Source organism: Pleomorphovibrio marinus (assembly GCF_003347495.1).
GTDB classification, from domain to species: Bacteria; Bacteroidota; Bacteroidia; order Cytophagales; family Cyclobacteriaceae; genus Pleomorphovibrio; species Pleomorphovibrio marinus.
Window position 1 is genome coordinate 334,710 of sequence record NZ_QCXY01000002.1, and the last position, 24,418, is coordinate 359,127.

The following is a 24,418-nucleotide window of genomic DNA, read 5'->3' on the forward strand; positions in this document are numbered from 1 at the left end:
TTTATGATGATTGTTTCTTTAGGCTCATTAGGTACTCTACTAGGTCCACAAGCTCCTGTGTAGTCATGGCCTTCTCAAGTCCTGATGGCATCATGGAATTTTCCATTTGCTCCATTGAGGAAATATCGCTGGTTTTAAGGGACATGCTGTTTCCCCCTGGGAGCTTTAGGTCCAGGTCTGTTTCTGTTTGACTGGCAATAATTCCCCCTATAACGCTTCCGTCGTTTAAGGTAATTAAATAACCTTCAAAACCGAAATTTATTCCAGCGTCTGGGTGGATTATGGAAATGAATTGAGCCTCTCTAGAAAGTTTACTTCCTATCTCGGTAAGGTTAGGGCCAAAGTCCATTCCTATACTTCCTACTTGATGACATAACGCACAGTTCTCTTTAAATATCCTAAGGCCATTTTCTTTATCCCCTTTCATAGTCAAAAGTTCATTCATGGGAGGTAACTCTTCGCTACTTGCTTGACCACTATCCAGATAGGATGCGGCTTCTATTCTTACACTTTTTCTCCATGCTTTGCTAACTCCATCCACAGCAGAGGCTTTCAGGTTTTCTGGAAACTTACCTTCTTTCAGCAAACTGAGTACCCTATCCTCCCCACCGTAGCTGCCGCCAATGGCTTTTGCCGCTTCCCTTCTAAGGTTAAGAGGAGCTGAAGAATCCAACGCTGTAGTTTCCAAAATATCCAATGAAGCCTTGTTTCCTACTCCCCTCATTGCCAATAAAAGGTTCGCCGCATTTCTTTCCTCTTCTTCCTTAAGGTAAGACCTAACTTTTTCAGACCCCCCTTGTTGCAGTAATAAACCAGCTGCGGTTTTACCTAGATTATTGTCAAACTCCTTAATGGCTAAATCAAGTAAGTTTTCGTTTTCTGAAGTTACTTCAAACCTGCTTACCAGTTCCAGGTATTCCTCCGTTCCATAAGTTTCTTCCAGGGTAGTTTTCAGAGTGGTCTGTGCCACATTAGATTGTTTTAAATATCCTGGATCTAAGTGATTCAAAACCAATTTATTGATTCTGGTTTGATCCTGCCCTTTTTCGGTATTTATCTGCCTATCTTCTAACATTTTGATCAGGGCCCGGGATTTTTTTGCCTTATCGGGGTTGAAATCAAAAGCCCGGAAGTACCTCAATCTATTATCTAATGAATTCTCATCATTTGAGGCCAAAGCAGCTAAGGTAGGGATGGCCAACCCAGTCCTTGACCTCCACACGATGTCGTCATGGCCTTTTTGGTTGCTAGCATCATCCAAGGATTTCCAGGCAGTATAGAACTTATCCCATTGGCCATCTGCCCCTATGCCTAACGCCTCCAGGTACCACCTGTCCTCCCCATCATGCTGGTTGGCAAGGGTGGCCCAAATTTCAGCTGCTTCTTGGGAAGAGTTGTTCTTTAAGGCGATAGCCACTTCCCTTCTAACCTGAGGGTCACTATCTTTCGAAAGTTCCTTTAGCATTTGGGTCAGGTCCATATCTGCTTGACGAGCGGCACGTATGGCTGCAATTCTCAAATTCGGATCTTGGTGTGAAGTTGTTTTTCGAATATATTCCTCCCCCAAATTTTCCATTTTGGCCAACACCCAGAATGCCCTTGCTTTCATTCTTGGATTTTCGTGGGAGGTATATATGTTATTCAAGGAGGACTCGGCTGTTTCACCGAATTCCATCAGTGCTTTCCAAGCTTGGTGCCTTACGGATAAGTTGGGGTTCTGTAATGCCTCCACAGCGCCCTCCACGGTATTCATCTCAAAGGCCGGAACGCGATATGGAGAATCGGGGATTGCTACTCTAAAAATCCTTCCTCTATACAAGTCACCTACTTGATGGCCTCCCACACCAGGGTCATACCAATCCGCTACCATCAAAGAGCCATCAGGGGCTACGCATACGTCAGAGGGTCTAAACCATTGGTCATGGTCCCCAACCATGATGTTTACGATTTCTGCTTTATAGCCAGCACCATCATTTTTCACCGGATAAGCCCTGACTACATTGGGGCCGGCATCTGAATGTATCATTTGGTCCCAGAATATTTCAGGCAGAAGTCTTCCTTCATAGACTACCATCCCTGTAGGTGACCCTGCTCCGGTTTGGAGTAAGTTTGGGACTACCCCCGGATCATTTAGGTGCCAGTGTTGTAAAGGGATCTCCTTCTCCTTGTTGGTTCTATTTGCCCTCCAGCCAGCACCTGTCATCTCATCCTTGTAGCCATAATTGCCAAACTCCATTACATAATTGATCCTGACCCCCTTATTGCCATCATCGTCATTATCAGACTGCCACATGGTACCATAGGAATCCACAGCAACCTCATAGTTGTTTCGGAAATTTTGGCCCAAGACTTCAAATTCAGTCAAATCCGGGTTGCACCTGAATACCAACCCCTCCTTGTAATTTTCGGTGTTTACCGTTTTCCCAAATTTATCCACGATAAGATTACCATCCTTGTCCTTGATTTGCCCCCCTGAGTTTCCAAAGTTAAAATAAAACTTACCATCGGGGCCGAAGACAAAGGCATGCATGCCGTGGTCATGCTGTTCACCGTCTATTCCCTGAAAAAGAATTTCTTTTTTATCCGCTACATCGTCTCCGTCAGTATCGGTTAGTAGCCAGACGTAGGGGCTTTGGGACACAATAACTTGATTTCCCATCACCCATATCCCCAAAGGTGCATTTAGTTCTGGATCTTGATAAAAAACGGTGCTTTTATCGGCTTTTCCGTCACCAGTGGTGTCTTCAAGAATGACAATGCGATCCCCTTCCGGCTTGGTGTCGTTGCCCGTGATCTCGGGCCGGTAGTTATAGGCTTCACAAACCCAAACCCTCCCTTTATGGTCAATGTCAATGTTTGTAGGGTTGGTGATCATAGGTTCAGAAGCAAATAAAGAGGCTTCTAAACCATCTGCTACTTGGATTCCCAAAAGAGCATTTTCAGGTTGTCTCTTTTCCTCCTCACTTAACTTTTCAAATGGATGAAGGTCTTGTTCTTTTTCTGAACCACAGGAAAAAAGAACGATGGTATACAGGCAGCAAGTAATAAGCCACGGGTAGCCGATAGGTGATTTCATTTTTTTATATTAGGTTTATAATTAACTAACGCAAGGTTTGACCCATACTGTAAAATTAGTATAATATTCGAATGGGGGGTTATTCTTGCACTTATTTGTGGTCAAATAATTCAATAAATGGTATGTGAGTTAAGCAAAATGTTATTGGGTGTAAACAATACCCTTTGTCATTTTAAACGGAAAATTTCGACATGGTTTGGTAGTCGTACTTGCTAAGTCCGGCAATCAAATGAGAAAGCGATGTCATTTTTCCCGGTATTCCAAGGCTATTTCCGATTTGTTGAAAAATATCAGCAGGCTTCATTCCGGAGTCCCTCATAGATAAGATGGAAGTAGCCCCTTTACTTTTTGCCATTTTGGCCTTCCCATCAAATAGAAGAGGATGATGCAGGAATACGGTGTCCTTGAAAGCTTTGGTTTGTGGAAGCAGTGAGCTTAAGTAAAGTTGTGCCAGGGTAGAATTGTATAGGTCTTGACCCCTTACGACCAAATCTACCCCAAACCAAATGTCATCTAACAGGGAAGCAAGTTGATAGGATGGCATTTGATCCTTCTTTCGCACTATAAAACCATTCATTTCCTTTGGCATTGGTGCAATCAGTTCATCAGAAAGGTAAGCAACACCAATTATAGGTGTGGATGTTGGGGTAAAAACCCGAAGGGAGGTTCCAGGAAGCCCTAATTCCAGTTTTTTACGGATGCATGTCCCAGGATAACCTGGTCCTTGATGGCTTCGAGTAATTTTTTTTCTGGAACATTCGCAAGCAAAAACATTTTTATTTATCATCAATTGTCTCAACGCATCCTTATAATAGGGTATTCTTTGGTGCTGTGAAAAAACTTGATCAAAGTCCCCTATGGTTTTTGGCCCAATATCCCACCAAAACCCCAAAAAATTTAAGGTGTCAAAAATATCTTGGATGTATTCTTTTTTAGTTCTGTTTTGGTCCAAGTCGTCGATTCTTAACAGAATTCTTGCCCCATGTTTTTTGGCTATGGCGGCGGTGATCGCAAAGGAAAGGACATTGCCTAGGTGTAAAAAACCACTGGGGGTAGGGGCAAAACGCGTTAGGGTGAAATTTTTAACCATCGCCTAGCTTATCGAGGGAAATTGGTATAAACCTAGCAAAAAGTTCTTCTCTATACCAACCCTCTTTCTTTACTTTTTTCACAATATTGAGATGGTCTTTTTGGTAAGCATATTTTTCCATGTGTCCCATGCTTTCCCAGAAACTAAACGTAGCTTGCTCCAATACAGGTATCTCCCCAATACCCTTGGTGAATATTAATCCGCTGGCATTCTGCAGCGACCTACTGGCCGCAGGGGTATGTCTGAGAAATCTCCAGATTTTGGCCCACCTTACCCTAGCCCTAGTAAGAACCATGATCTCCCCATCATTATATTCAAAACTGGCTTGAAGGGGATTTTCTCCTCCCCAAGATCCTTTACTTTGTACACAGCCCATCCAATAGGTGAAGTTACTTTTGCAATTTTTATTGAAATGGAGATAGGCCTCTGACTGGGTATATTGTTTGGCGGAAGGAATGTCTTTCCATACAATAAAAAGGGAATAGGTATGGAAGTCTGGACTAAGGGAAAAACCAAAGCCACCTCCAGTGCCCATCAGTTTAAAAAATTCTATTCCTTCTAAACTCTGGATGGGTTTTATCGCTAACTGCATCTGGTTAAATGCCCACCACCTTTTACCTTTTCTATATTCAAAAAAAGTGATTGAACAAATTGACCGATTACGTTTTTCCATCTTTTATGCTTTAATAATAAACTAAATTAGCATGAAGACGGCAAAAACAGAACCTAATTGAAAACCTTTTTCACTATAACATGAATTAATCCTATTGCTAAGCAAACGGTTACACCTACTATCACTAACTCCATTTTCTGCATTTTTATACTTTATTAACTGTGCAGGAGCTATTAAGTTTACGTTATTTTAGGGGTTACATGGTAATGTTTCATGAAATTGACTTTAACTTGCGGCCTTATTTATGGAATATGCATGTTTTAAGAAAGAGAAGGTGGGCAGTAGGCAGTCTTTTTTTCATATCGGGTCTATATTTTTCCTCTTGGGCATCCCGGATTCCTGATTTTCAAAAAAGCTTTAACTTATCGGAAGGACAACTGGGCACCTTACTTCTAGGACTTCCAACGGGCTCCTTGATAGCCCTTCCCTTAGCAGCCTGGGCCGTTTATAAATTTGGAAGCAAGGTAGTTATTCTGCTTGGGATTACCTTTTATATGCTCGCACTGATTTTATTGGGGTTGGCTGGCAGCAGTATTCAATTGGCATTTTTCGTGGTAGGCTTTGGTTTGATGGGTAACCTTATGAATATATCCCTAAATACCCAAGCAATAGATATTGAGGATGGTTACGGAAGAAGTATCATGAATTCTTTTCATGGGTTGTGGAGTCTGGCCGGCTTCACTGGTGCTGGTGTAGGTGCCCTGATGGTGTACTTAGGATGGGATCCGTTTTTTCATTACCTATTGGTGGCAGCTATTGGACTTATCGTGGTATTTATTGCTGCCTCCTTTCTGCGTCCTGAAAACCAGAATTCTGGACAATCCAACCAGTTGGTCTTTAAACGCCCCGATCCCTTGTTGCTCAGAATTGGGTTAGTGGGATTTTGTGGGATGCTCTGCGAAGGCTGTATGTTTGATTGGTCAGGTGTTTTTTTTTCAAAAGTAGTCCAAGTAGCACCCACAATGGTTCCTCTAGGTTTTTTCGCTTTTATGGGGGCAATGGCAAGTGGAAGGTTCTTGGCGGATAAAATTTCTAATTCTTTGGGTAAGATAGCAGTCCTACAAATAAGCGGTGCAATGATATCAGCAGGACTCATTATAAGTACATTGTTTCCGAATTTGTGGAGCGCCATTTTTGGTTTTTCTCTGGTGGGGCTGGGCACTGCCTCAGTGATACCTCTTTCTTATAGCATTGCTGGTCGGTCCAGCAATTATCCGCCAAGTATTGCCATAGCTATGGTCTCTACCCTTTCTTTTTTCGGGTTTCTCGTTGGCCCACCACTGATTGGGTTTATCGCCGAAATTTTTAATTTGAAAATTTCCTTCCTCCTAATCGCGGTGATGGGCAGCTTGATAGGGCTTTTGGTGAGCATTAGGCAGCAGGTTTTTGCCGTGGGAATCAAAAGTTAGATCTACGAATAAATTCGTTTTCACAAAACCTATCAAATTTATAGGATTTATATGGTTGTTTACTTTATCTGGTGAATTTATTGCTTATATTTACGCTTTGAATATTCGATTTGACAGGTATTTAGTTCATTCTGTTGAATTTCCGATCCACTAATTGTCCCTTTATGAAAGTTACTGAAGTCTCCAAAAAGATATTTAGTCAGGAAGAAATTAAAGCCTTAAATAAGAAATACCACACCCTTTCCGTAGAGGAAAGAGTCCGTCAATTGTACGAGGATTTTGAGGATAAGGAAGTGATGTTGACTTCTTCCTTTGCAGCTACCTCTGCACTTTTACTCAGTATTTTTTCAGGGATTAACCCTAACCAGAAAATATATTTTATTGACACCGGCTACCATTTTGAGGAAACGTTGGCTTACAAACAAAAATTGACTGAATTGTACGGTCTAAATGTAGAATCCGTTGGTGCTGGGAAAGAGGATCATGAGTTTACCACCAAGAATCAAACATGGAAGTCAGATCCAGAGCTTTGCTGCTCCATCAACAAGGTTAAACCATTAGAGGTTATCAAGAGCAGGTTTTCTGTATGGGTTAGTGGGTTGATGTGGTGGCAAAGCGACCATAGAGCTACCTTAGACATTTTTGAGGAAAGGGGAGGAATATTGAAGTTTTATCCCTTATTGGATGTGAGTGAGGAAGACAGGGATAAATATATCAAGGAACATGACTACCCATTTCACCCATTAATCGCAAAGGGTTACCATAGTATCGGGTGCAAACATTGTACAGTACCTGGGGATGATAGAAGTGGAAGGTGGAACAATAGCCCAAAAACGGAATGTGGTTTGCACCTTTAAATTAAACCTATTTTCTATCTGTAGATTATTGAACTTATTTAAAGTTTCAAAGCTAAATTTTTTAATTTTGCCTTTCAAATGAACGAATCAAACAAATTACTTATTCAGGCAAGTAGGCTGGAGGGGGATGTATCATTAAGTGGTGCCAAAAACAGTGCCCTAAGGCTTATGGCGGCCTCTATTTTGACTGACGAACCAGTGGAATTATTTAACTTTCCAAACAATTTGCTGGACGTAATCGTCCATGCCGAGATGTTGGAGGTGTTGGGTAAAAATTGCAGTAAAAACAAGGATACTATCAAGATTTCAGAATCTGGAAATAAAATTGCCACGGCACTTTTATGGGAAAAGCGATCGATTCGCAACACCCTTTTGATACTTGGTGCATTAACCGCAAGGTTTGGTGAAGGCAGGGTTCCCCTTCCGGGTGGGTGCAAACTCGGGGAAAGAAAGTACGAGCTTCATGTAATGCTTTTGGAAAGACTCGGAGCTAAGGTGTGGGAAGAAGAAGGCTTTTTATGCACAAAGGTAGATCGTAAAAGGTTGCATGGTACAGACATTCACCTGTCGATTCGCTCGACCGGGGCTACCGAAAATGCCATTATCTGTGGAAGTTTGGCTAAAGGTAAAACTACGATTTGGAATCCACACGTTAGGCCTGAGATCATGGATTTAGTAACTATGCTTTCCAAAATGGGTGCTGGCATCACGGTGTATGGACAGAAGTGCATAGAGGTGGAAGGGATTGAGAAACTCAATGGGGTAGCCCATTCCGTAATCCCAGACAATATGGAAGCCCTAACCTGGGCCATAGGGTCTGTAATAACCAGGGGAGACATAGAGATTCATAATTTTCCACAAGAGCACCTAGACGTACCCTTGATTTTTCTCAAGGAAAGTGGCATGAAGATTTATCACAATGGCTCCAACGTAATTGTAAGAGGGGGAAATCCATATCCCTTGGAAATCAGTACAGGCCCTTATCCCGGCATCAATTCAGATATGCAGCCATTGATAGCAGTATATGCGGCCATGAGTCAAGGAGTATCTAAAATAATCGACCTAAGGTTTCCGGGAAGATATGGTTATGCCGAAGAATTATTAAAAATGGGGATGCAATATGAAATTGATAGAGACCTGCTAGTTATCCATGGAGGAAATCGGCTAAAAGGGGCTACCGTCAAAGCCCTGGATTTGCGAGCGGGTATGGCACTTCTTCTGGCTGGATTGACAGCGGAAGGGGAAACTCAAATCGAAAATGCGTGGCAGATAGGAAGAGGGTATGAGAATTTTATGGGTAAACTTAAAAACCTAGGAGCAAGCTTGACACTGATTTGATGGGTGATTCACTAAGAAGCCTGGTTTTTGCAGGAATTTTTAGGAATATTGTTCAACTTGCAGTAAACAAATCTTTCGGATTTTTGGTCAAGCTGGTTTTGGCAAGACTGTTGTTTCCAGAAGAATTTGGGCTTGTAGGGATGGCGGTAGTTTTTACAGGTTTTATAAATGTACTTAATGATGTAGGAATTGGAGCGGCCTTGATTCAAAAGAAAGAGAAGGATTTAAAAGAATTCTATACTTAATTTGCAGGGCTAAAAAACAGGATTTACAGATCAAATTGACCAATTGCTTATTGTAACTGCATCATTGGAGTGTTTTGAAGATGGCAAAGATAGAAATCAATCCTATTTTGACAGAGGGCTTTTTGGTACGACCTTTATGTATACCATCTATTATAAACAACTAGTTAACTGCCCTTTAAATTGGTCTGCAAATCCCCATAAGGACACCAAGCTTAGAAAGCTGATTGATATTCCCTCATCCCATTTAGTAATTATGTTGCTCGCAGTAGGTAATTTCAAAGATGAGTGAGTTCCTGTATGCTGCCTCATCCAGTAGACCTTTATCGGAAGTTTCCTTGGAAATATAAATGAATTAAGAAAATGGCAGAGGAAAAATCCCCATTAGTTTCTGTAATTACACCTTTTTACAATAGGGCAGCCTATGTGGAGGAATCCGTAAAAAGCTTGCTTTCCCAAACCTATCCAAATCTGGAAATACTCATCATTAATGACGCCTCAACGGATGACACATTAGCAAAAATTAATGAAGTTGTCGCGGGGGATCAAAGGGCTAGAGTAATTAACAATGAATCCAATAAAGGATTGGTGCATAGTTTAATGGATACCGTGAAGGAGGCAAAGGGGGAGTTTATTGCCATACACGGGAGCGGAGACATTTCCATGCCAACACGAATTGAAAAGCAAGCCGAAGCGTTAAGAAAGGATCCAAAGCTTGTTTTGGTGGGATGTTTTGTCAAAAAAGAGACTGAATCAGGTAATCAGGAATTGAGAAAAAGAGAAATTCCGCCTTTTTTGGAATCAAACCTATTAATCAAGTCCGCCTTCAATCATGGTGATGTGATGTTTAAAAAACAGGCATATATAAATGCAGGTGGATACAGAAAGTTTTTTAAATATGGGCAAGATAGGGATTTGTGGCTGAGAATGGTCAAGCAGGGTGATTTTGGAATAGTGGAACAACCCTTATACCTGATAAAACACATTAAAAATAGTGTTTCAAAAAATCCAAAGAAACGATTTGAACAACGCTTGTATTCCAACTACGCAAGGATGTTGTATTTGTCCAATCTTGAGGGGAAGAATTCCAGTCCTATGGAAGACCCAGAGGGTTTGTATGATATTTATTACGGTAATTTTGCTAAAAGGGAAATACTGATTCAAACTGAAGATTTCACCGATAGAATTATTCCCGAACTGGAAAGGATAATGAACAAGGGCCACCTTGATGTCCTAGAACGGTTGTTTTTAATAGCCAGTAAAAGAGGGAAACCATTTTTTGCGAATATTATACTGAAATTGTTGAAAACAAAACAAAATTACGTAATTCGAAAAGCCCAAAAAAATATGGAGAAAGGCCCTTTAGAAGTGTTTAAGATCTTAAACAGCTAATCACCGCTCCTGAAAGAAAACAAACACCCCTTTTTTGTTGGCAGATACAATGTCAATCCACCCGTTTCCATTCATGTCCTGACATACCACGTGTACGCCCACCCCTGAGTCATCATCTACCATGTGTCCTGTCCATGTAGGTGAGGGGCCAGGATTGAATTCGTACCAATACACATAGGCAGGTCCTTCTGCACCGGGATCCTTGCCCATATGGGCATAGTACCTTTTTCCTGTCACCAAGTCTAAGTTCCCATTGCCATTGATATCAACCAATTCTAAACCGTGTGTTTGGGTAAAGGTATCATCGATGAGATGGGTTTGCCATGTTATGCCTCCGTTGGGTCCTTTTATTTGTTCATGCCACCAAATTCCCAATTGGTGGGCTGAAGAGGAAATCACATCCATGAGCCCATTTCCGGTAATGTCCATGGCATGCATCTGTGCACTTGCCTCCCCTAGATTAGCCTCATGAAATTGCCAAGGACCCTTTGTGGGGTCCTCTGGTGCCTCCCACCATCCCTCTGTAATGATTACGTCCATTCTACCATTTCCATTCATATCTCCTGCTCCGAGGCCATGTGCAAAATTACCTGTGGAAGGACTGCCAGGCTTGGAAATAGTATGCATCTTCCAAGTGAGGTTAGATGAACCTGAAGGTGCCTGAAACCATACCATTTCTCCCGTTTCTGGAATGCTACCCAAAATGTCCATCCTACCGTCACCATCTATATCGTAAAACCCCGCTGATTCATTGCCGAGGGTTTCGTGTATGATATGGGCCTTCCAGTGCCCTTCCTTGCCTTTTGGGTTTTCAAACCACTGTACTTCCTTTCCCGGGAATCCTATTCGGACAAAGTCCACCCATCCATCTTGGTTAACATCCATTCCATATGAAATGAATGCGTTGCTGTACCCTTTGTCGTATTCGAAGACCTCAGGGGTAGTCAGCGCATGTTTTTTCCAATGAGGTGCCTCAAACCAATAGGACCCAACCATTACGTCCAATAGTCCGTCCCGGTTTACATCTCCTACAGCAACTCCCTCAGCCAAAAACTCTTGAGTTAGCGTTTGTTTGGAGAAATTGATAGTACTTCCGTCAACCTGCTGGGCAGAAACATTACCAAATGGGTTGAGAGTGAGCAACAAAAAAATCGGGAAACAGTAATGTTTAAGGGTCATATTAATTGGGCTTTATCTTACATTTAACAAATAGCTCATTAAGTGGTTGAAATCATTTTGGTCCAGGGTTTGTCCAAAATTATCAGGCATTAATGTAACCTTGACGGGGGTTTGATCTTCAATTTCGGCTTTATTCAATTTAAATTCTTCTCCATTTTGATTTGCCAAGACCAATTGTTGCCCCTCCTCCCTTCTAAAAAGCCCCGAAACCTTTTCCCCATTTTTTAGAGAAATATTGTACATCCTGAAATTCTCGGAAATATTTCGGTTGGGATCCAGGATTTTTGTAGCCAAGGCATCAATTCCCCAGTTGCCTATACCATCCAGTTGAGGACCTATCATTCCTCCACGATTAGCAATTTGATGACAGCTCTGGCAATTTTTTTCATAGAGTTGTGCACCACTGACCAAACCATCCTCCATTCGCTTAAAGTCACTGGTTCGGCTTTTCACCAAAGCTTCTTTTTCTTTACTTACAGGTAAAAGGTTGGCAGTCAATCGATGAAACTCATTTTTTTGGGTCGTATTGGCAATTTTTAAAAATGTATCTTCTACGTTTCTTGCTTTTAGGATTCTGGCAGGAGCATTTCCTTCCCTTATATTTTCCAATACCAATTGCACACCTTCCTTGGTCTGTACCAATTGACTGGCAATGTTTTCTTGTAAAGAAATAGGGCTCCCCTTGATACTTTCTACTAGTACCCTTTGGGTGGCTGGATGAGCGTTTGCCCCTAAGGATTGAATTATTTTCTGCTTTAAGGAAACTTCCACATTAGGATTATTTATAAGCTCAATAATGTAGGAAGAATGGGCATCTGCGTCTGATGCCATAAGGTTTCCAGCAGCCATTGCTTTGGTCTCTTCATCGGCACTGTTTAGAGAAAGCAGGGTTTTATAGGAACTATCCGTATCCTTTAAGCGGTTTTTTCTAGCTTTTTGTAAGGCGAATTGGTATTTCTGTTTGGTATGATCTGTCCAGTTAAGATCCTTTGCGGGAGCTTCTTTTAAAATATCCCTGCTCACCTTTTCTCCCCATAAGTTTAAGGAACGAGGGATTTCTTGACCCCGTTGGTTTAACCCTTCTTCTATGGCGATGATCCATTCATGTTCAGTGGAGAAATGCTCTTTTGCAAAATCAATTAGCTCCTCTAGTTTTTGCTCCGAAATACCACGGGAAACGCTGCTTAGGTAAACCAATTGCTGTTCAGGAGAAACTTCCTCTTTTTTCAATTGCTGGAATAAAAACTCACTGGCTAATGGATGTTCTATATCTGACAAGGCAAGATTTAGTAGGGAGATATCCTTATTCTCCCAAGATTGGTTTACGGCCATCTCCAATATTTCCTCCTTTGACAAGTGATGGAATAAAGCCAATTTTGCAGTATATCTCAAGTGGGAGTCATATTCCGGAGTTCTTTCGTATAACTCCATCAGCTTTTTGTATCCTCCGGGGTGGGGATGCCTACTGAGTAAGGCTGCTGCTGCTCGCTGGACATGTGGATTTTTGTCGTCAAGAGCTGCAATGCCCCATTGATGCTGGTTCTCGTTTAACTCCGTGTGATTTGCCAAAGCCGTTAGGGTATGTACCTTGACAAGCGGAGATTCATGGGAAAGAGCCAGAAGGACCTGTTGTTCATCGAGTTCATTAATCCTGAATAGCGCCCAAATCGCCTGAATGAATTGTTCTTCACTGGTCTCTTCGGTTTCTATCATACTTCTTAGCCTATTGCTGGCTTTATTGCCATGGTAATCCACAAGGGCGTCTGTTGCACTCATCCTGGTATGTAGTATGGAGCTTCCCATACCGTCTAAAATTTCGTTCAAATCCGCCTTCGACCAATCTTTTGGTTTCCTTTCATTGCCTTTATAGGTTATTTTCCAAATACGACCACTTTCCCTGTCCCTTTCCGGATGATCTAAAGGGACCTCGTAATGTCCAATGATTTTATTGTAGAAATCAGCAACGTACATGGCTCCATCTGGGCCTATTTTTATATCAACAGGCCTGAACCAAGGATCTTTGCTTACCAAAAAATCCACCTTACGCCTTGCCTTGGGGGTGGTGCCTTCAAAATCCATGACACTTCGGCTGATTCTGCAGGTAACCACGTCTCCGGAATAAAAGCTGTTTTGGAAGGCTTCAGGAAATTGGTCATCGGTATAATATACCAATCCGGATAAAGCCGTAGAATTTAAACCATAATCCATCATCGAAGGGGCAAACCCCAAATTAGGTTCCTTTTTGCCCCATTGGGTATAGTTCCCTCCCCAGATCAATTGATAAATAGGAAGTGTATGGCAGTCTGCAGAATAATGATATCCCCATTTATCCAGATCCGAACCAAAGGGATTAATTCGCCCATCTGTTGTTTTTTCAACTCTTGATCCGTCTTGCCGGAACCTAAAAGTATTGCCAGAAGTCATTTTCACAGAGTCGCCGTCACTTCCTGCCACCACAGAAACATTAGAAAACCCATGGGATGCATGGATCCAACCATCAAGTCCTCTAAATAAGTTGTTCACCATGCCATGAGTGTCCTTATGCTCGAAATCAGCTATGAGTACCTCCCTACGATCAGCTACTCCGTCTCCATCCTGATCGTAAAACCTGAAAAGGTTGGGTATGCTATACCCTATGGCACCGTCTTTTACCGGGATGATGCCAATAGGTATGTTGAGGTCCTCAGCAAAATGTGTGATTAGGTCAGCTTTCCCATCTCTGTTGGTGTCCTCCAATATGCTTATTCTGTCTTTTCCTTCCCCTGACCCAGCCTTTATGGGGTACTCGGAGGATTGGGTCACCCAAAGCCTGCCTCGGTCATCAAAGGCCATATTAATGGGTTTGGAAATATCCGGCTCGGAGGCAAAAAGGGTTATCTCAAAACCTGGAGGCAATTCAAAACTAGCCATTTCTTCTTCCGGCGACTGAAAAGAAGAACTCCTGACATGTTCTGCATAAATGGAATCAGGTTCTTCCTCCTGGTAATCCGCGGTGTAATCTTTAACCTGATTAGTTTCACAGGCCATAGAGATAGCCAAAATCGAAGCAAAGGCAATAAATCTGAAATGTGTCATTTTGGGGTTCTTAACCGACCATAGTCAATGGCTAACCCTAAACTTAATCCAAATTTCCCAAAGAATCAACGGTAGGGTTTTAGATTTGATAAAAGGTCGGGGCTAAAGGATTTGCCCAGGTGGGATTAATTGGTAGTATCCTGTCAATGGTATAAAGGCAACCCCTTAAAAAAAAGATACTGCCCATTCGGCAACGGGCAGTATCTTTCAAAATACAATAGAAAAACGTTAATCGGCAGCTTGTATTCTATACACTCCACCATCCCCTTCATCCGTGACAACATAAAGGTCTCCGTCGGGGCCTTGTCTTACGTCCCTAATTCTTCCTATTTCGTCCTTAAATAGTTCTTCTTCTCTGCTTGCGGTTTCTCCATCTATACTTATTCGGTAAATGGCCTTTCGGTAAAGCGACCCGGCAAACAACTGTCCTTCCCATGCAGCAATATTGGAACCCGCATAGAATGCCAGCCCCGAAGGTGCCATACTATCTTCCCAAATATGTTTGGGGGCCTTTATTCCAGGAGCTTTTTGGCCAATACCTATTTTTTCGTCGGTACTGTATTCTTTTCCAAATGCCACTTGGGGCCAGCCATAATTACCACCCTTTTCTATTAGATGCAATAAATCACCTCCATTTGGGCCATGTTCAGTTGTCCATAATTTCCCAGTATTCGGATCCATGGCAAATCCTTGGTTGTTTCGGTGACCAAAAGAATAAATCTCAGGCCTGAGGTTTCCAGGAGCGACGCCTATAAAAGGATTGTCTTCCACAGCACCACCATCTTCCTTTAACCTAATGATCGAACCAGCAGGATCGGTAAGATCCTGGCTAGGCCACCTAAGCCCCCTATCCCCTATGGAAAAAAGCACTGTGCCATCTCCAGGGAATAGGATTCGTGACCCATAATGCCTCCCTGGATTGGTGCGCGGAACTTGCGCATATAAAGTTTCTACTTCTACCAGCTCTCCTCCTTGGATTTTTGCCCTGGCTAAGGCAGTGCCAGTAGCATAGTCATAATCACCCGTTACGGAATCGTCATCCCCAGGACTGGAATAGGTAAAATAAATCCAGCCATTAGTGGCGTAGTCGGGGTGAGGAACCACATCCATTAGCCCTCCCTGGTTCCCACCATCTGGGGCTGAAAGTTGATCCTCATCGGTATCGATTTTGGGCAGACCGGTTAATTCTGTGACTTTTTCTTCTGAAACATCTATTAGGTACATCTTTCCCGGCCTTTCAGTTACAATCATTTTGCCATCAGACAGCCAGTTTACAGCCCAGGGGTGCTCCAATCCTTCCACCACTTTGGTGACTTTTACTTTTGCCCCCTCAGTTTCTTTGTTTTCTAATACCGTCTCGTTTGTCACTCGCACCTGTGTGATCCCGTCCTGGGGCAAGGTTATGAATGTGAAAAGGAAATAAGAAAATAGTGCCCACAAAAAAGTATGAGTTTTTCTTTTTATTTTCATCGTTATAGTTGGTTTGGTTTTGTAATTCACTTACAAATCAAATTCCATACCCATTTCGGATTTGGGCGGGGTGCTTAAAGATCAAACTTTAAATATTCTCTTTAAAGTCAGGGGAAAAGGGGTATTGAAACTCTAAAAACAGGGGAAATCTGCTAGAAGAAAACAAGGAAAAAAAATAATCTTTATTTGCAATAAAGGGAGAAAAATTATCTAATTCAAGAAACAAACCTTTAATGAGTTTCGAAAATTTGGCAGGGCTCTCCTGCTTCCATCAACCCGTTTGAATCAATTCCAGTTAATGTGACTTTCTTCACTTCATTGATCAGCATGGGATCGTATTTCGCACTCACCCGAATATAGTTTTCCGTAAATCCATGCATTTTCCCTTCACTGATATCCTCTTCAAAAAGCACCTCTACATCCCTGCCTATATTTTCTTCATAAAATTTCCTTTTCTTCTTTTCAGACAGTATCCGAAGCATCTTTGATCTTTCGTTTCTTTTTTTCATGGGAACGACTCCATCCATTTCTATTGCTCTGGTATTGGCTCTTTCAGAGTATGTAAATACATGTAGATAGGAAACCGGCAATTCATTCAGGAATTTATAAGTTTCCATAAATAATTCATCTGTTTCCCCCGGGAACCCTACAATCACATCCACTCCTATACAACAAAATGGCATTAAAGATTTAATGGTTTCCACCCGGTTTTTGTATAGGTCTTTTTTATACCTTCTGTCCATAGCAGCCAAAAGTTTGTCACTACCGGATTGTAAAGGGATGTGGAAATGCGGCACGAAGCGTTTTGATCCTGCGACGAAAGAAATGATTTCGTTGGACAGCAAATTTGGCTCGATGGAAGAAATCCGAAACCTGTCTATGCCCTCTACTTCATCCAAGTCCTTCACTAGATCAGCAAAGCGTTCCTTTCTTTTTCCTTCCTGAATACCAAAATCCCCTATATTCACGCCAGTAATCACTACCTCCTTTACCCCTGAGGAAGCGATTTCTTTGGCAGCATTTATAATGTTAAGGATACTGTCACTTCTGCTTTTTCCCCTTGCCAGGGGAATAGTGCAGAAAGAGCACCCATAATTGCATCCATCCTGTACTTTTAGGAAAGTCCTGGTGCGATCTCCCATACTAAAGGCGGAATGAAAAGTGTTGGCCTCCTTAATCTCAGAAGCCAGGATTTTAGTTTCTTGTTCCTTGGCAAAACCATCCAAAAGATCTACCAGTTGAAATTTCTCTGCTGCACCAAGCACAGCATCCACACCTTTGATGGTGGAAATTTCCTTGGGTTTCAACTGCGCATAGCATCCAATGATAGCCACGAAGCTGTTGGGGGATATTTTTTTTGCCTCTTTTACAATTTTCTTGCATTTCTTGTCCGCATTATCTGTGACCGAGCAGGTGTTGATAATAAAAATATCCGGTTGCTCTGAAAAATCCACCTTGCTATAGCCCTTCTGTTGAAACATCCTGCTTATGGTAGAGGTTTCTGAGAAATTAAGTTTACAACCTAGCGTGTAGAAGGCTACTTTTTTCACAACAGTGTAAGTTTAAATTAACTCGCAAAGATAGATAAATTGCGCTAATTTTCAATTTCGGCAAAAAAACGGGTAAAGGCCCTTTTTTTTAGTCATTTGACAGTAAAATGACCATATTTTTTTACCGAAACCGTAAATTTTCAGAAATATGGCCTAAAAAGCGACCAAATTCCTTGTATTATGAGATATTTTCCTACTTTTGTGTATCGTTTTTAAACCACAAATTTAAACAATGGCAACACTAAGACAACATGCATTGATGAAGGTGCAGTCTAGGGAGAGAATTGATCCCGTAGCTCCTTCATTGAAAGTTTCTGATTATTTCGGATCTTTGGTATTTGGACTCAAGGAAATGCAGGAGGCCTTGGCGCCTACGGTTTTTCAAAGGGTGAGTTCTGCTATCGAAAAAGGGACGAAGATAGATATGTCCACAGCAGAGGAAGTAGCTACTGCGGTGAAAAGCTGGGCACTTTCCAAAGGTGCAACGCATTACACCCACTGGTTTCAGCCTCTTACCGGTTCCACCGCCGAAAAGCATGATACATTTTTCGATGCACTATCCAATATGGAAAAATTCAAGGGTAGTGCTTTGGTGCAGCAAGAGCCAGATGCCTCTTCTTTTCCCAGTGGTGGTATCAGAACCACCTTTGAGGCAAGAGGGTACACTGCTTGGGATCCTAGTTCCCCAATTTTCATTTATGACCAAACACTCTGTATTCCCACTATTTTCGTTTCTTTCACGGGTGAGGCATTGGATTTTAAGACTCCTTTGATTCGTTCCTCCGAGGCCATCAACAATGCCGCTGTGGAAATCTGTCAATTCTTTGACCGAAATGTGAAAAAAGTGACCCCATCTTTGGGGGTTGAGCAAGAATATTTTGTGATAGACCGTGCGCTTTATGCCACCAGACCTGACCTAGTGATGGCCGGTAGAACGGTTTATGGCCATAACCCTGCCAGGGGCCAACAGCTGGATGATCATTACTTTGGTTCCATTGCCCAGCGGGTAAAGCAATACATGAAGGATTTTGAAATTGAGGCCTGGAAATTGGGAATACCCGTTTCCACAAGGCACAATGAGGTCGCCCCAGGTCAATATGAGGTGGCTCCTCTCTTTGAGGAAATTAACAAATCCACAGATCATAATTTGCTTTTGATGGACTTGATGGAAAAAGTGGCTGAGAAACACGGTTTAAAAGTCCTTTTTCATGAGAAACCATTCGCAGGACTAAATGGAAGTGGGAAGCATAACAACTGGTCTCTTATTACAGATACTGGAGTAAATTTATTTCAACCCAGCAATTCTGCAAGGGAAAACCTTCAATTCCTTTGCTTTTTAGTGGGTACTATCAAAGCTGTTTATCAATATGCAGATTTGTTAAGGGCTTCCATAGCATCTGCTGGCAATGACTTCCGGCTAGGGGCAAATGAAGCTCCCCCTGCAATCATTTCTGTTTTCCTTGGATCTACGCTGACAAGCATATTGGATGAGCTTGAGAAAAACGGGAACGTAAAGATTGAGAAGGGTGACAATATGTATATGAAATTGGGCATTACCAAGATACCTGAGATCATATTGGACAACACGGACAGGAACAGAACATCCCCGTTTGCCTTCACTGGAAACAAGTTCGAATTTAGGGCTGTAGGTTCTAGTGCCAACGTTGCTGGACCTATGACAGCGCTGAATGTCATTGTTGCGGATGTGCTGAAAGAGCTGAAAAAGGATATCGACAAGGAGATAGAGTCTGGTAAAGAGAAAAAGATTGCGATCGTAAATGTGCTTAGGAAGTACATCAAAGAAAGTAAGAATGTCAGGTTTGAGGGAGACGGATACAGTGAGGAATGGGAAAATGAGGCTAAAAAGAGAGGTCTTTCCAATTTGAAGAGCACTCCCTTTGCCTTGGATACTTTGGTGGCTAAAAAAACCGCAGACCTGTATAAGCGGCATAATGTGCTAAATGAAACTGAGCTTCATGCCAGGCATGAAATCAGACTTGAAAACTATATCATGAGGGTTCAAATTGAATCCAGGGTGATGGGTGACTTGGCACTAAACCATATTATACCGACTGCTATTCAGTACCAAAACAAATTGATTTTAAATGCAAATGGACTTAAAGGACTTGGCTTGGATCATAGGGCCGCCATTGAGACCATTGAGGAAGTAAGTAAGCACATAGAATCGCTGAAAGCGAATGTGGGCGAGATGATCGAAGCTAGGAAGAGAATCAATAAGGTAGAGGATATTAGTGAAAAAGCAAAACTTTACAGCACTGATGTGAAGGATGCCTTCTTTGAAAAGATCCGATATGCTGTTGATAAGCTAGAGCTGCTAGTGGACGACGAGATCTGGCCATTGGTAAAATACAGGGAGATGTTATTTTTAAAATAAAATTGGAGTCTTCATTTGAATAAAAAAGACCCGGGGCAATCCGGGTCTTTTTTTTTAATTGCCATTAAACTTTTTAATGAATCCTTGTCCATTAACCATTTTTATTTAGTGGTATGAATATTGTGAACATAACCTATATCTTATCTGGGGTAATTATTCACAATTTTCAAGTTTGCCATGACTACAGGTTTAATCGGTATTATTCTATTAAGTCTATCAGGTTTTATTCTGGCTTTATATTCGCTTAAAAACCGTTCTAGTATCAAGGTGAAGGAAGACTCACCGATTGATCATATTAAGGGCATGTATATTCTAAAGATTCCCTACGAAAAGATTGTGGTAGGTTATTTCGGATTGATGTTACTCGCCTATACTTCTGCTTTTTTTATGGGTGGAAACCCTGAGAAAATTGACTTGATTTGGTTGCTAGTCAGTTCATGTGCTTTTCTGTTGTTTCTTTATAAGCTTGCATTGAGTTTTTCTGAGAAGGTGGTTTTTAAGTGGCCGACCCTGTTTTTTTCGTTGTTTAACCTTGCAGTTGCCTGGTTAATTTTCCAAAAGTTGGGACATCCCATAGAAAGCTTAATCAGAGCGGTGGAATATACCCTTACTTTTCATTTGTTAGGAATGATTTTGGGCCTAGGTGGGACTTTTATTTTGGATATTTTAATTTTCCATTTTTTGAGGGATTTTAAAATCAACAAACAGGAAGCAGTGATTATGCACCTGATTTCGCAGTTGATCATCATTGGCCTTATCCTGTTGATTGTTACTGGTTTTGCCCTTTTTCTTACTGATACGGAATCCTATTTGGCATCAGGAAGGTTTTTGATGAAAATGACAGCAGTTTTAGTGCTGACAGTGAATGGTTTGATATTGAATTTTTATATGATGCCGGAGATTGAGAAATTATCCCTTACAAAAGAGGATCTGGATAAGTACCAACCCATTAAGAAGGTGGCTTTCGCCGTAGGGGCAGTTTCTATGATATCCTGGTTTGCGGCTTTCTTTTTTGCCATGATTAAGGACCTTGAAACTTTTGACTATATCCCCATGCTCATTGTCTACGTAGTTTTGTTGATAGGTGGGGTAGGAGGTAGCCAGTTGGCGAAATTCAAACTCGAAAAAGAAGTCAGGGTGGGCAAAGACAAATAAATCTATGGACTATTTGTTTTTGAGCTTGAAAGCCACGTAATAATCTCCTGACTTAGTCCCCATTTTCCCACCCCCGGCTGCAATTACCACAAATTGTTCCCCATCGATTGCATAGGTAGCTGGCGTAGCATAGCCACCTGCCGGTAATTTGTACTTCCAAAGCTCCTCTCCGGTATTTTTATCAAATACCCTAAAATATTCGTCTTGGGAGGCTCCAATGAATAAAAGTCCACCATCTGTTACTACAGGGCCACCGTAATTTTCCGTTCCGGTTTTTGGAACACCTTTTTTGCTGAGTTCTTCAAATTCCCCCAAAGGCACTTGCCAGGCGATTTCTCCCTTGTTAAGGTCTATGGCATTTAAGGTACCCCAAGGTGGCTTTACTGCTGGGTATCCGTCCTCATCAAAAAACCGATTATACCCGGTATGAGTATAAGGTACCGAAATTAAATTTGATTCCATGCCCTGTTCATGTAGATCCTGTGAAGGTCCTTCGGCTTTTTCATCCAGGAGAAAAGCCACTATAGCCTCTCTTTGTTCTTCTTTTACATGTTTAAAGCCAGGCATTCTTCCTTTACCATTCGCCAGTATGGCGTGGATTTCTTCCTTGCTGTACCGCTCTTCCACCCCTAAAAGGGAGGGGTAATCTCCTGCAGTATCTCCCTTTAGATCCTGGCCGTGACACATCACACAATGGGCCAAATAAGCGGATTTCCCCAAGGTTGCCCCTTCCAAATCCATGGTGGGCACCATAGTTAGGATCCAAGGCATTTCATTGGCGTTCACATACAAAAAGCCTGTATTAGGGTCAAATGCCGACCCTCCCCACTCTGCTCCCCCGTCAAATCCAGGATAAATAATAGTGCCTTCTGTGCTTGGAGGCATAAACATATGACCGTACTTCAGTCCCTTAATTTTTTCCTTTACATAAGCAGTGGCTTCTGGAGATATATCGGTAATGACTTCTTCGGTAAAAACTTGCCTTGAAAAGGGAGGGGGAAGGGTAGGTAAGGGTTGGGATTTTGCAGTTTCCTCACCAATAAGATCGGATTCTGGTACTTCAATTTCCTCTATTGGAAACAAAGGTTCTCCTGAATCCCTGTCCAATAAAAACACTCTTCCGGTCTTGGTTACCTGTGCCAGTGCGTCAATCTTTTTTCCTTCGTGGTTTACACTGACCAAATTGGGTGGAGCCGGAAGATCCCTGTCCCACATATCATGTCGTATTGTCTGGTAGTGCCAAATTCTCTCTCCCTGATCTGCATCCAGGGCGATTATGGAATTGGCAAATAGGTTGTCTCCCAATCTGTTTCCTCCCCAGAAGTCAAAAGAAGCCGAGCCAGTCGGTATATACACTACGCCTCTGGATTCGTCAAGGCTCATACCCGACCAATTGTTGGCCCCACCCACTCTTTCATAGGCATCCTCTGGCCAGGTATCATAACCAAACTCCCCGGGTCTGGGTATGGTATGAAAAACCCAGTCTACTTCACCAGTCCTTACATTGAAGGCACGAATAAAACCTGGGGCAGCGTCATTGTTTTCTGAAACCCTTGTTCCGATAATGATTTTATCCTTATAGATAATGCCTGGTGAAGTGGATATCACAAAAAGATTTTGTGCCCAATCTCCCAACCCTGTTTTTAAGGACACACTTCCGTTGTTGCCAAAATCCCTTACCAACTCTCCAGTATCAGCATTTAGGGCAAATAAATAGGACCCCACGGAATATAAAATCCTTCTGTCTTCGCCACTCTGCCAAAAAGTGACGCCCCTGTTTACTGCCACACCCAGCTTGTAATGCTGATGAGGGTCAAATTCCCATATTCTTTTGCCATTGGCTGCATTCAGCGCTATGGCCTTTTGGGTGGGGGTGGTAGCAAACAACACCCCGTTGATAATAATTGGGTTACATTGGATTTGGGTGTTCTTGCCTTCTTCAATATCTCCCGTCCTGTAAGTCCAGGCTAATTCCAAATTTTGAATATTTTCGGTATTGATTTGGTTTAAGCTGGAATATTGGGAGCTGGCCTTGGTGCCAAGACTGACCGACCAATCACTGGAGCTTGCATAAACGGTTTCGTGTTGTTTTTCTTTACAGGCCAATAGAGTTACAAAAACCAGGATGAGCATCCAATGGTAATTTATACAGCCAAAGTAAACGGATTGCATAGGTTTTTTGAGAGATTGTTCCTTTGATTTAGCCTACATAAATAGCTAAATACATTCAATTTTCCTAAATTGATTCTTATATCCTTAGCGAAAAAACTCTTGAAATCAACCGCATAATCGTGAAAAAGTTGCTCTTAATCAGACATGCCAAATCTTCCTGGGAACACCCGGAATTGACAGATCATGAGAGGCCATTGGCCAATAGGGGTCTTCGGGATGCCCCTGAAATGGGAACAAGGCTCAAAAAAAGAGGAATATATCCGGATTTGATACTTACCTCGGATGCAGTAAGGGCAGAGCATACCGCCTTGATCATTGCTGAAAGGCTTGCCTTACCAAAAGATAAGTTGAAGACTACCTCCAGTCTTTATCATTCCTCTGCAACATCTATGTTGTCCTTGGTGAAAAACACTTCAGCTAGTATTCATACGCTTTTTTTGGTGGGCCATAACCCGGGCATGAACGATTTGATCGATAGGTTGGGAGGGGAAAATGATAACCTTCCCACTGCTGGTCTGTACGGTTTTATCTTTCCCATCAACGAATGGAAGGAGGCCAGTTACGGTAAGGCTAATTTTTGGTTTATGGACTTTCCAAAGTTAAAATTCCCTGACATCCTGTAGTACTTCGGTAAATTCATCCCTGTTTTCAATAAGATACATCACCTTTTTGGCGGTATCCTCCGGAGAGGAGAGCTCGTTTTGGGATTTGAAATTCTTGAATTTTTCAATTTGGCTAAAGTTCTCCTTTCCTGCAGAGCGGATGTTCTCTTGCATTGGGGTATCTATAATTCCAGGGCTAAGAGCATAATACCTTATTCCATAGTGATTGAGTTTGGACTCTGCATCAGCTACTAGGGTCATCTGGTTAAGGGCTGCTTTTGAAGCACAGTATCCAGACCAACCATCAACAGCCTTTCCGGCTGCTCCGGAGCTAATATTTACCACTGTTTTTTGCGCTTTCAAGGCCTTATAGTTACTAATAAAAGCGTTCATTAATACAGCAGGGGCGACTATGTTTATTTGATGGATCGCATTGATTCCTTCAGGGTCCAGCTTTCCCAAAGGAGCGATCTCACCAATCCATCCTGCATTGTTTACCAATATCACCTTGTCGTAATCTCCTTTGGGAAAAATTTCTGGCAATGCATTTCGCAACTTGGAAAGATCGGCCAAATCAATGGCGACATGCTTATAGTTGGTGGTGGATGGGATTGGTGACCTTGAGACCCCAACTACCTCATGCTTCGGGTTTTTAGTTAGGTGTTGGACCATGGCTCTCCCTAGTCCTTTACTTGCCCCAGTAATAATAAATAAAGAGTGAGTTTGGTTTTTCATCGATAAGT

17 protein-coding genes are annotated in these 24,418 nt (G+C 42.1%); 8 read left to right on the plus strand and 9 right to left on the minus strand.

Annotation, left to right across the window (positions count from 1 at the left end; all coding sequences use genetic code 11):
- Window position 1: 1 nt before the first annotated feature.
- From DB520_RS07420 to DB520_RS07430, 3 genes are all read right to left on the minus strand, one after another.
- Window positions 2-3,076: a PVC-type heme-binding CxxCH protein gene (locus DB520_RS07420; RefSeq protein WP_114749056.1), complete on the minus strand. Its 3,075-nt coding sequence runs from the start codon at window positions 3,074-3,076 to the stop codon at window positions 2-4.
- Between the two features lie 172 nt (window positions 3,077-3,248).
- Window positions 3,249-4,166, minus strand: a complete 918-nt coding sequence (locus DB520_RS07425; RefSeq protein ID WP_114749057.1) for a glutamate--tRNA ligase family protein — start codon at window positions 4,164-4,166, stop codon at window positions 3,249-3,251.
- A complete protein-coding gene (locus DB520_RS07430) occupies window positions 4,159-4,758 on the minus strand; it encodes a spheroidene monooxygenase (RefSeq protein WP_232834881.1) in 600 nt (199 codons plus the stop codon). Before DB520_RS07430 ends, DB520_RS07425 begins: the two co-directional genes overlap by 8 nt.
- Before the next feature lie 332 nt (window positions 4,759-5,090).
- On the opposite strand from DB520_RS07430, the gene DB520_RS07435 reads away from it, so the two are divergent.
- The 5 genes from DB520_RS07435 (at window position 5,091) to DB520_RS07460 (ending at window position 10,077) form a co-directional block, all read left to right on the plus strand.
- Window positions 5,091-6,248, plus strand: a complete 1,158-nt coding sequence (locus DB520_RS07435; protein ID WP_114749416.1) for an MFS transporter — start codon at window positions 5,091-5,093, stop codon at window positions 6,246-6,248.
- 164 nt (window positions 6,249-6,412) lie between these two features.
- Complete coding sequence (locus DB520_RS07440) at window positions 6,413-7,105, plus strand: phosphoadenylyl-sulfate reductase (protein ID WP_114749059.1); 693 nt, start codon at window positions 6,413-6,415, stop codon at window positions 7,103-7,105.
- A gap of 78 nt (window positions 7,106-7,183) precedes the next feature.
- Window positions 7,184-8,443 (plus strand): UDP-N-acetylglucosamine 1-carboxyvinyltransferase, encoded by a 1,260-nt coding sequence (locus tag DB520_RS07445; RefSeq protein WP_114749060.1) that lies wholly within the window; start codon window positions 7,184-7,186, stop codon window positions 8,441-8,443.
- On the plus strand, window positions 8,443-8,688 hold the full coding sequence (locus tag DB520_RS07450; protein WP_114749061.1) for an oligosaccharide flippase family protein: 246 nt from the start codon (window positions 8,443-8,445) through the stop codon (window positions 8,686-8,688). Before DB520_RS07445 ends, DB520_RS07450 begins: the two co-directional genes overlap by 1 nt.
- A gap of 360 nt (window positions 8,689-9,048) precedes the next feature.
- On the plus strand, window positions 9,049-10,077 hold the full coding sequence (locus DB520_RS07460; RefSeq protein WP_114749063.1) for a glycosyltransferase family 2 protein: 1,029 nt from the start codon (window positions 9,049-9,051) through the stop codon (window positions 10,075-10,077).
- On the opposite strand, the gene DB520_RS07465 is transcribed toward DB520_RS07460, so the two are convergent.
- The 4 genes from DB520_RS07465 to mtaB all read right to left on the minus strand — a co-directional run bounded on the left by DB520_RS07465 (window position 10,078) and on the right by mtaB (window position 17,351).
- Window positions 10,078-11,256: an FG-GAP repeat domain-containing protein gene (locus DB520_RS07465; RefSeq protein ID WP_114749064.1), complete on the minus strand. Its 1,179-nt coding sequence runs from the start codon at window positions 11,254-11,256 to the stop codon at window positions 10,078-10,080.
- A 12-nt stretch (window positions 11,257-11,268) separates the two neighbouring features.
- Window positions 11,269-14,331 (minus strand): PVC-type heme-binding CxxCH protein, encoded by a 3,063-nt coding sequence (locus tag DB520_RS07470; protein WP_114749065.1) that lies wholly within the window; start codon window positions 14,329-14,331, stop codon window positions 11,269-11,271.
- Between the two features lie 228 nt (window positions 14,332-14,559).
- Window positions 14,560-15,801: a PQQ-dependent sugar dehydrogenase gene (locus DB520_RS07475; RefSeq protein ID WP_114749066.1), complete on the minus strand. Its 1,242-nt coding sequence runs from the start codon at window positions 15,799-15,801 to the stop codon at window positions 14,560-14,562.
- A 230-nt stretch (window positions 15,802-16,031) separates the two neighbouring features.
- On the minus strand, window positions 16,032-17,351 hold the full coding sequence (gene mtaB / locus DB520_RS07480; RefSeq protein ID WP_114749067.1) for a tRNA (N(6)-L-threonylcarbamoyladenosine(37)-C(2))-methylthiotransferase MtaB: 1,320 nt from the start codon (window positions 17,349-17,351) through the stop codon (window positions 16,032-16,034).
- A 232-nt stretch (window positions 17,352-17,583) separates the two neighbouring features.
- Between mtaB and DB520_RS07485 the strand changes: the two genes are divergently transcribed.
- Together DB520_RS07485 and DB520_RS07490 are read left to right on the plus strand one after the other, a co-directional pair.
- On the plus strand, window positions 17,584-19,746 hold the full coding sequence (locus DB520_RS07485; RefSeq protein ID WP_198675265.1) for a glutamine synthetase III family protein: 2,163 nt from the start codon (window positions 17,584-17,586) through the stop codon (window positions 19,744-19,746).
- Window positions 19,747-19,923: 177 nt separating this feature from the next.
- Window positions 19,924-20,901, plus strand: a complete 978-nt coding sequence (locus DB520_RS07490) for a hypothetical protein (protein ID WP_114749069.1) — start codon at window positions 19,924-19,926, stop codon at window positions 20,899-20,901.
- Between the two features lie 9 nt (window positions 20,902-20,910).
- Here the strand turns inward: DB520_RS07490 and DB520_RS07495 are convergent, their stop codons facing one another.
- Window positions 20,911-23,073 carry an outer membrane protein assembly factor BamB family protein gene (locus DB520_RS07495; protein ID WP_232834882.1) on the minus strand — a complete coding sequence of 721 codons (2,163 nt, stop codon included), beginning with the start codon at window positions 23,071-23,073 and terminating at the stop codon, window positions 20,911-20,913.
- A gap of 119 nt (window positions 23,074-23,192) precedes the next feature.
- Between DB520_RS07495 and DB520_RS07500 the strand changes: the two genes are divergently transcribed.
- On the plus strand, window positions 23,193-23,696 hold the full coding sequence (locus DB520_RS07500; RefSeq protein WP_114749071.1) for a SixA phosphatase family protein: 504 nt from the start codon (window positions 23,193-23,195) through the stop codon (window positions 23,694-23,696).
- Here the strand turns inward: DB520_RS07500 and DB520_RS07505 are convergent.
- Window positions 23,673-24,410: an SDR family NAD(P)-dependent oxidoreductase gene (locus tag DB520_RS07505; protein WP_114749072.1), complete on the minus strand. Its 738-nt coding sequence runs from the start codon at window positions 24,408-24,410 to the stop codon at window positions 23,673-23,675. The two genes, DB520_RS07500 and DB520_RS07505, sit on opposite strands and share 24 nt — an antisense overlap.
- Window positions 24,411-24,418: the final 8 nt, after the last annotated feature.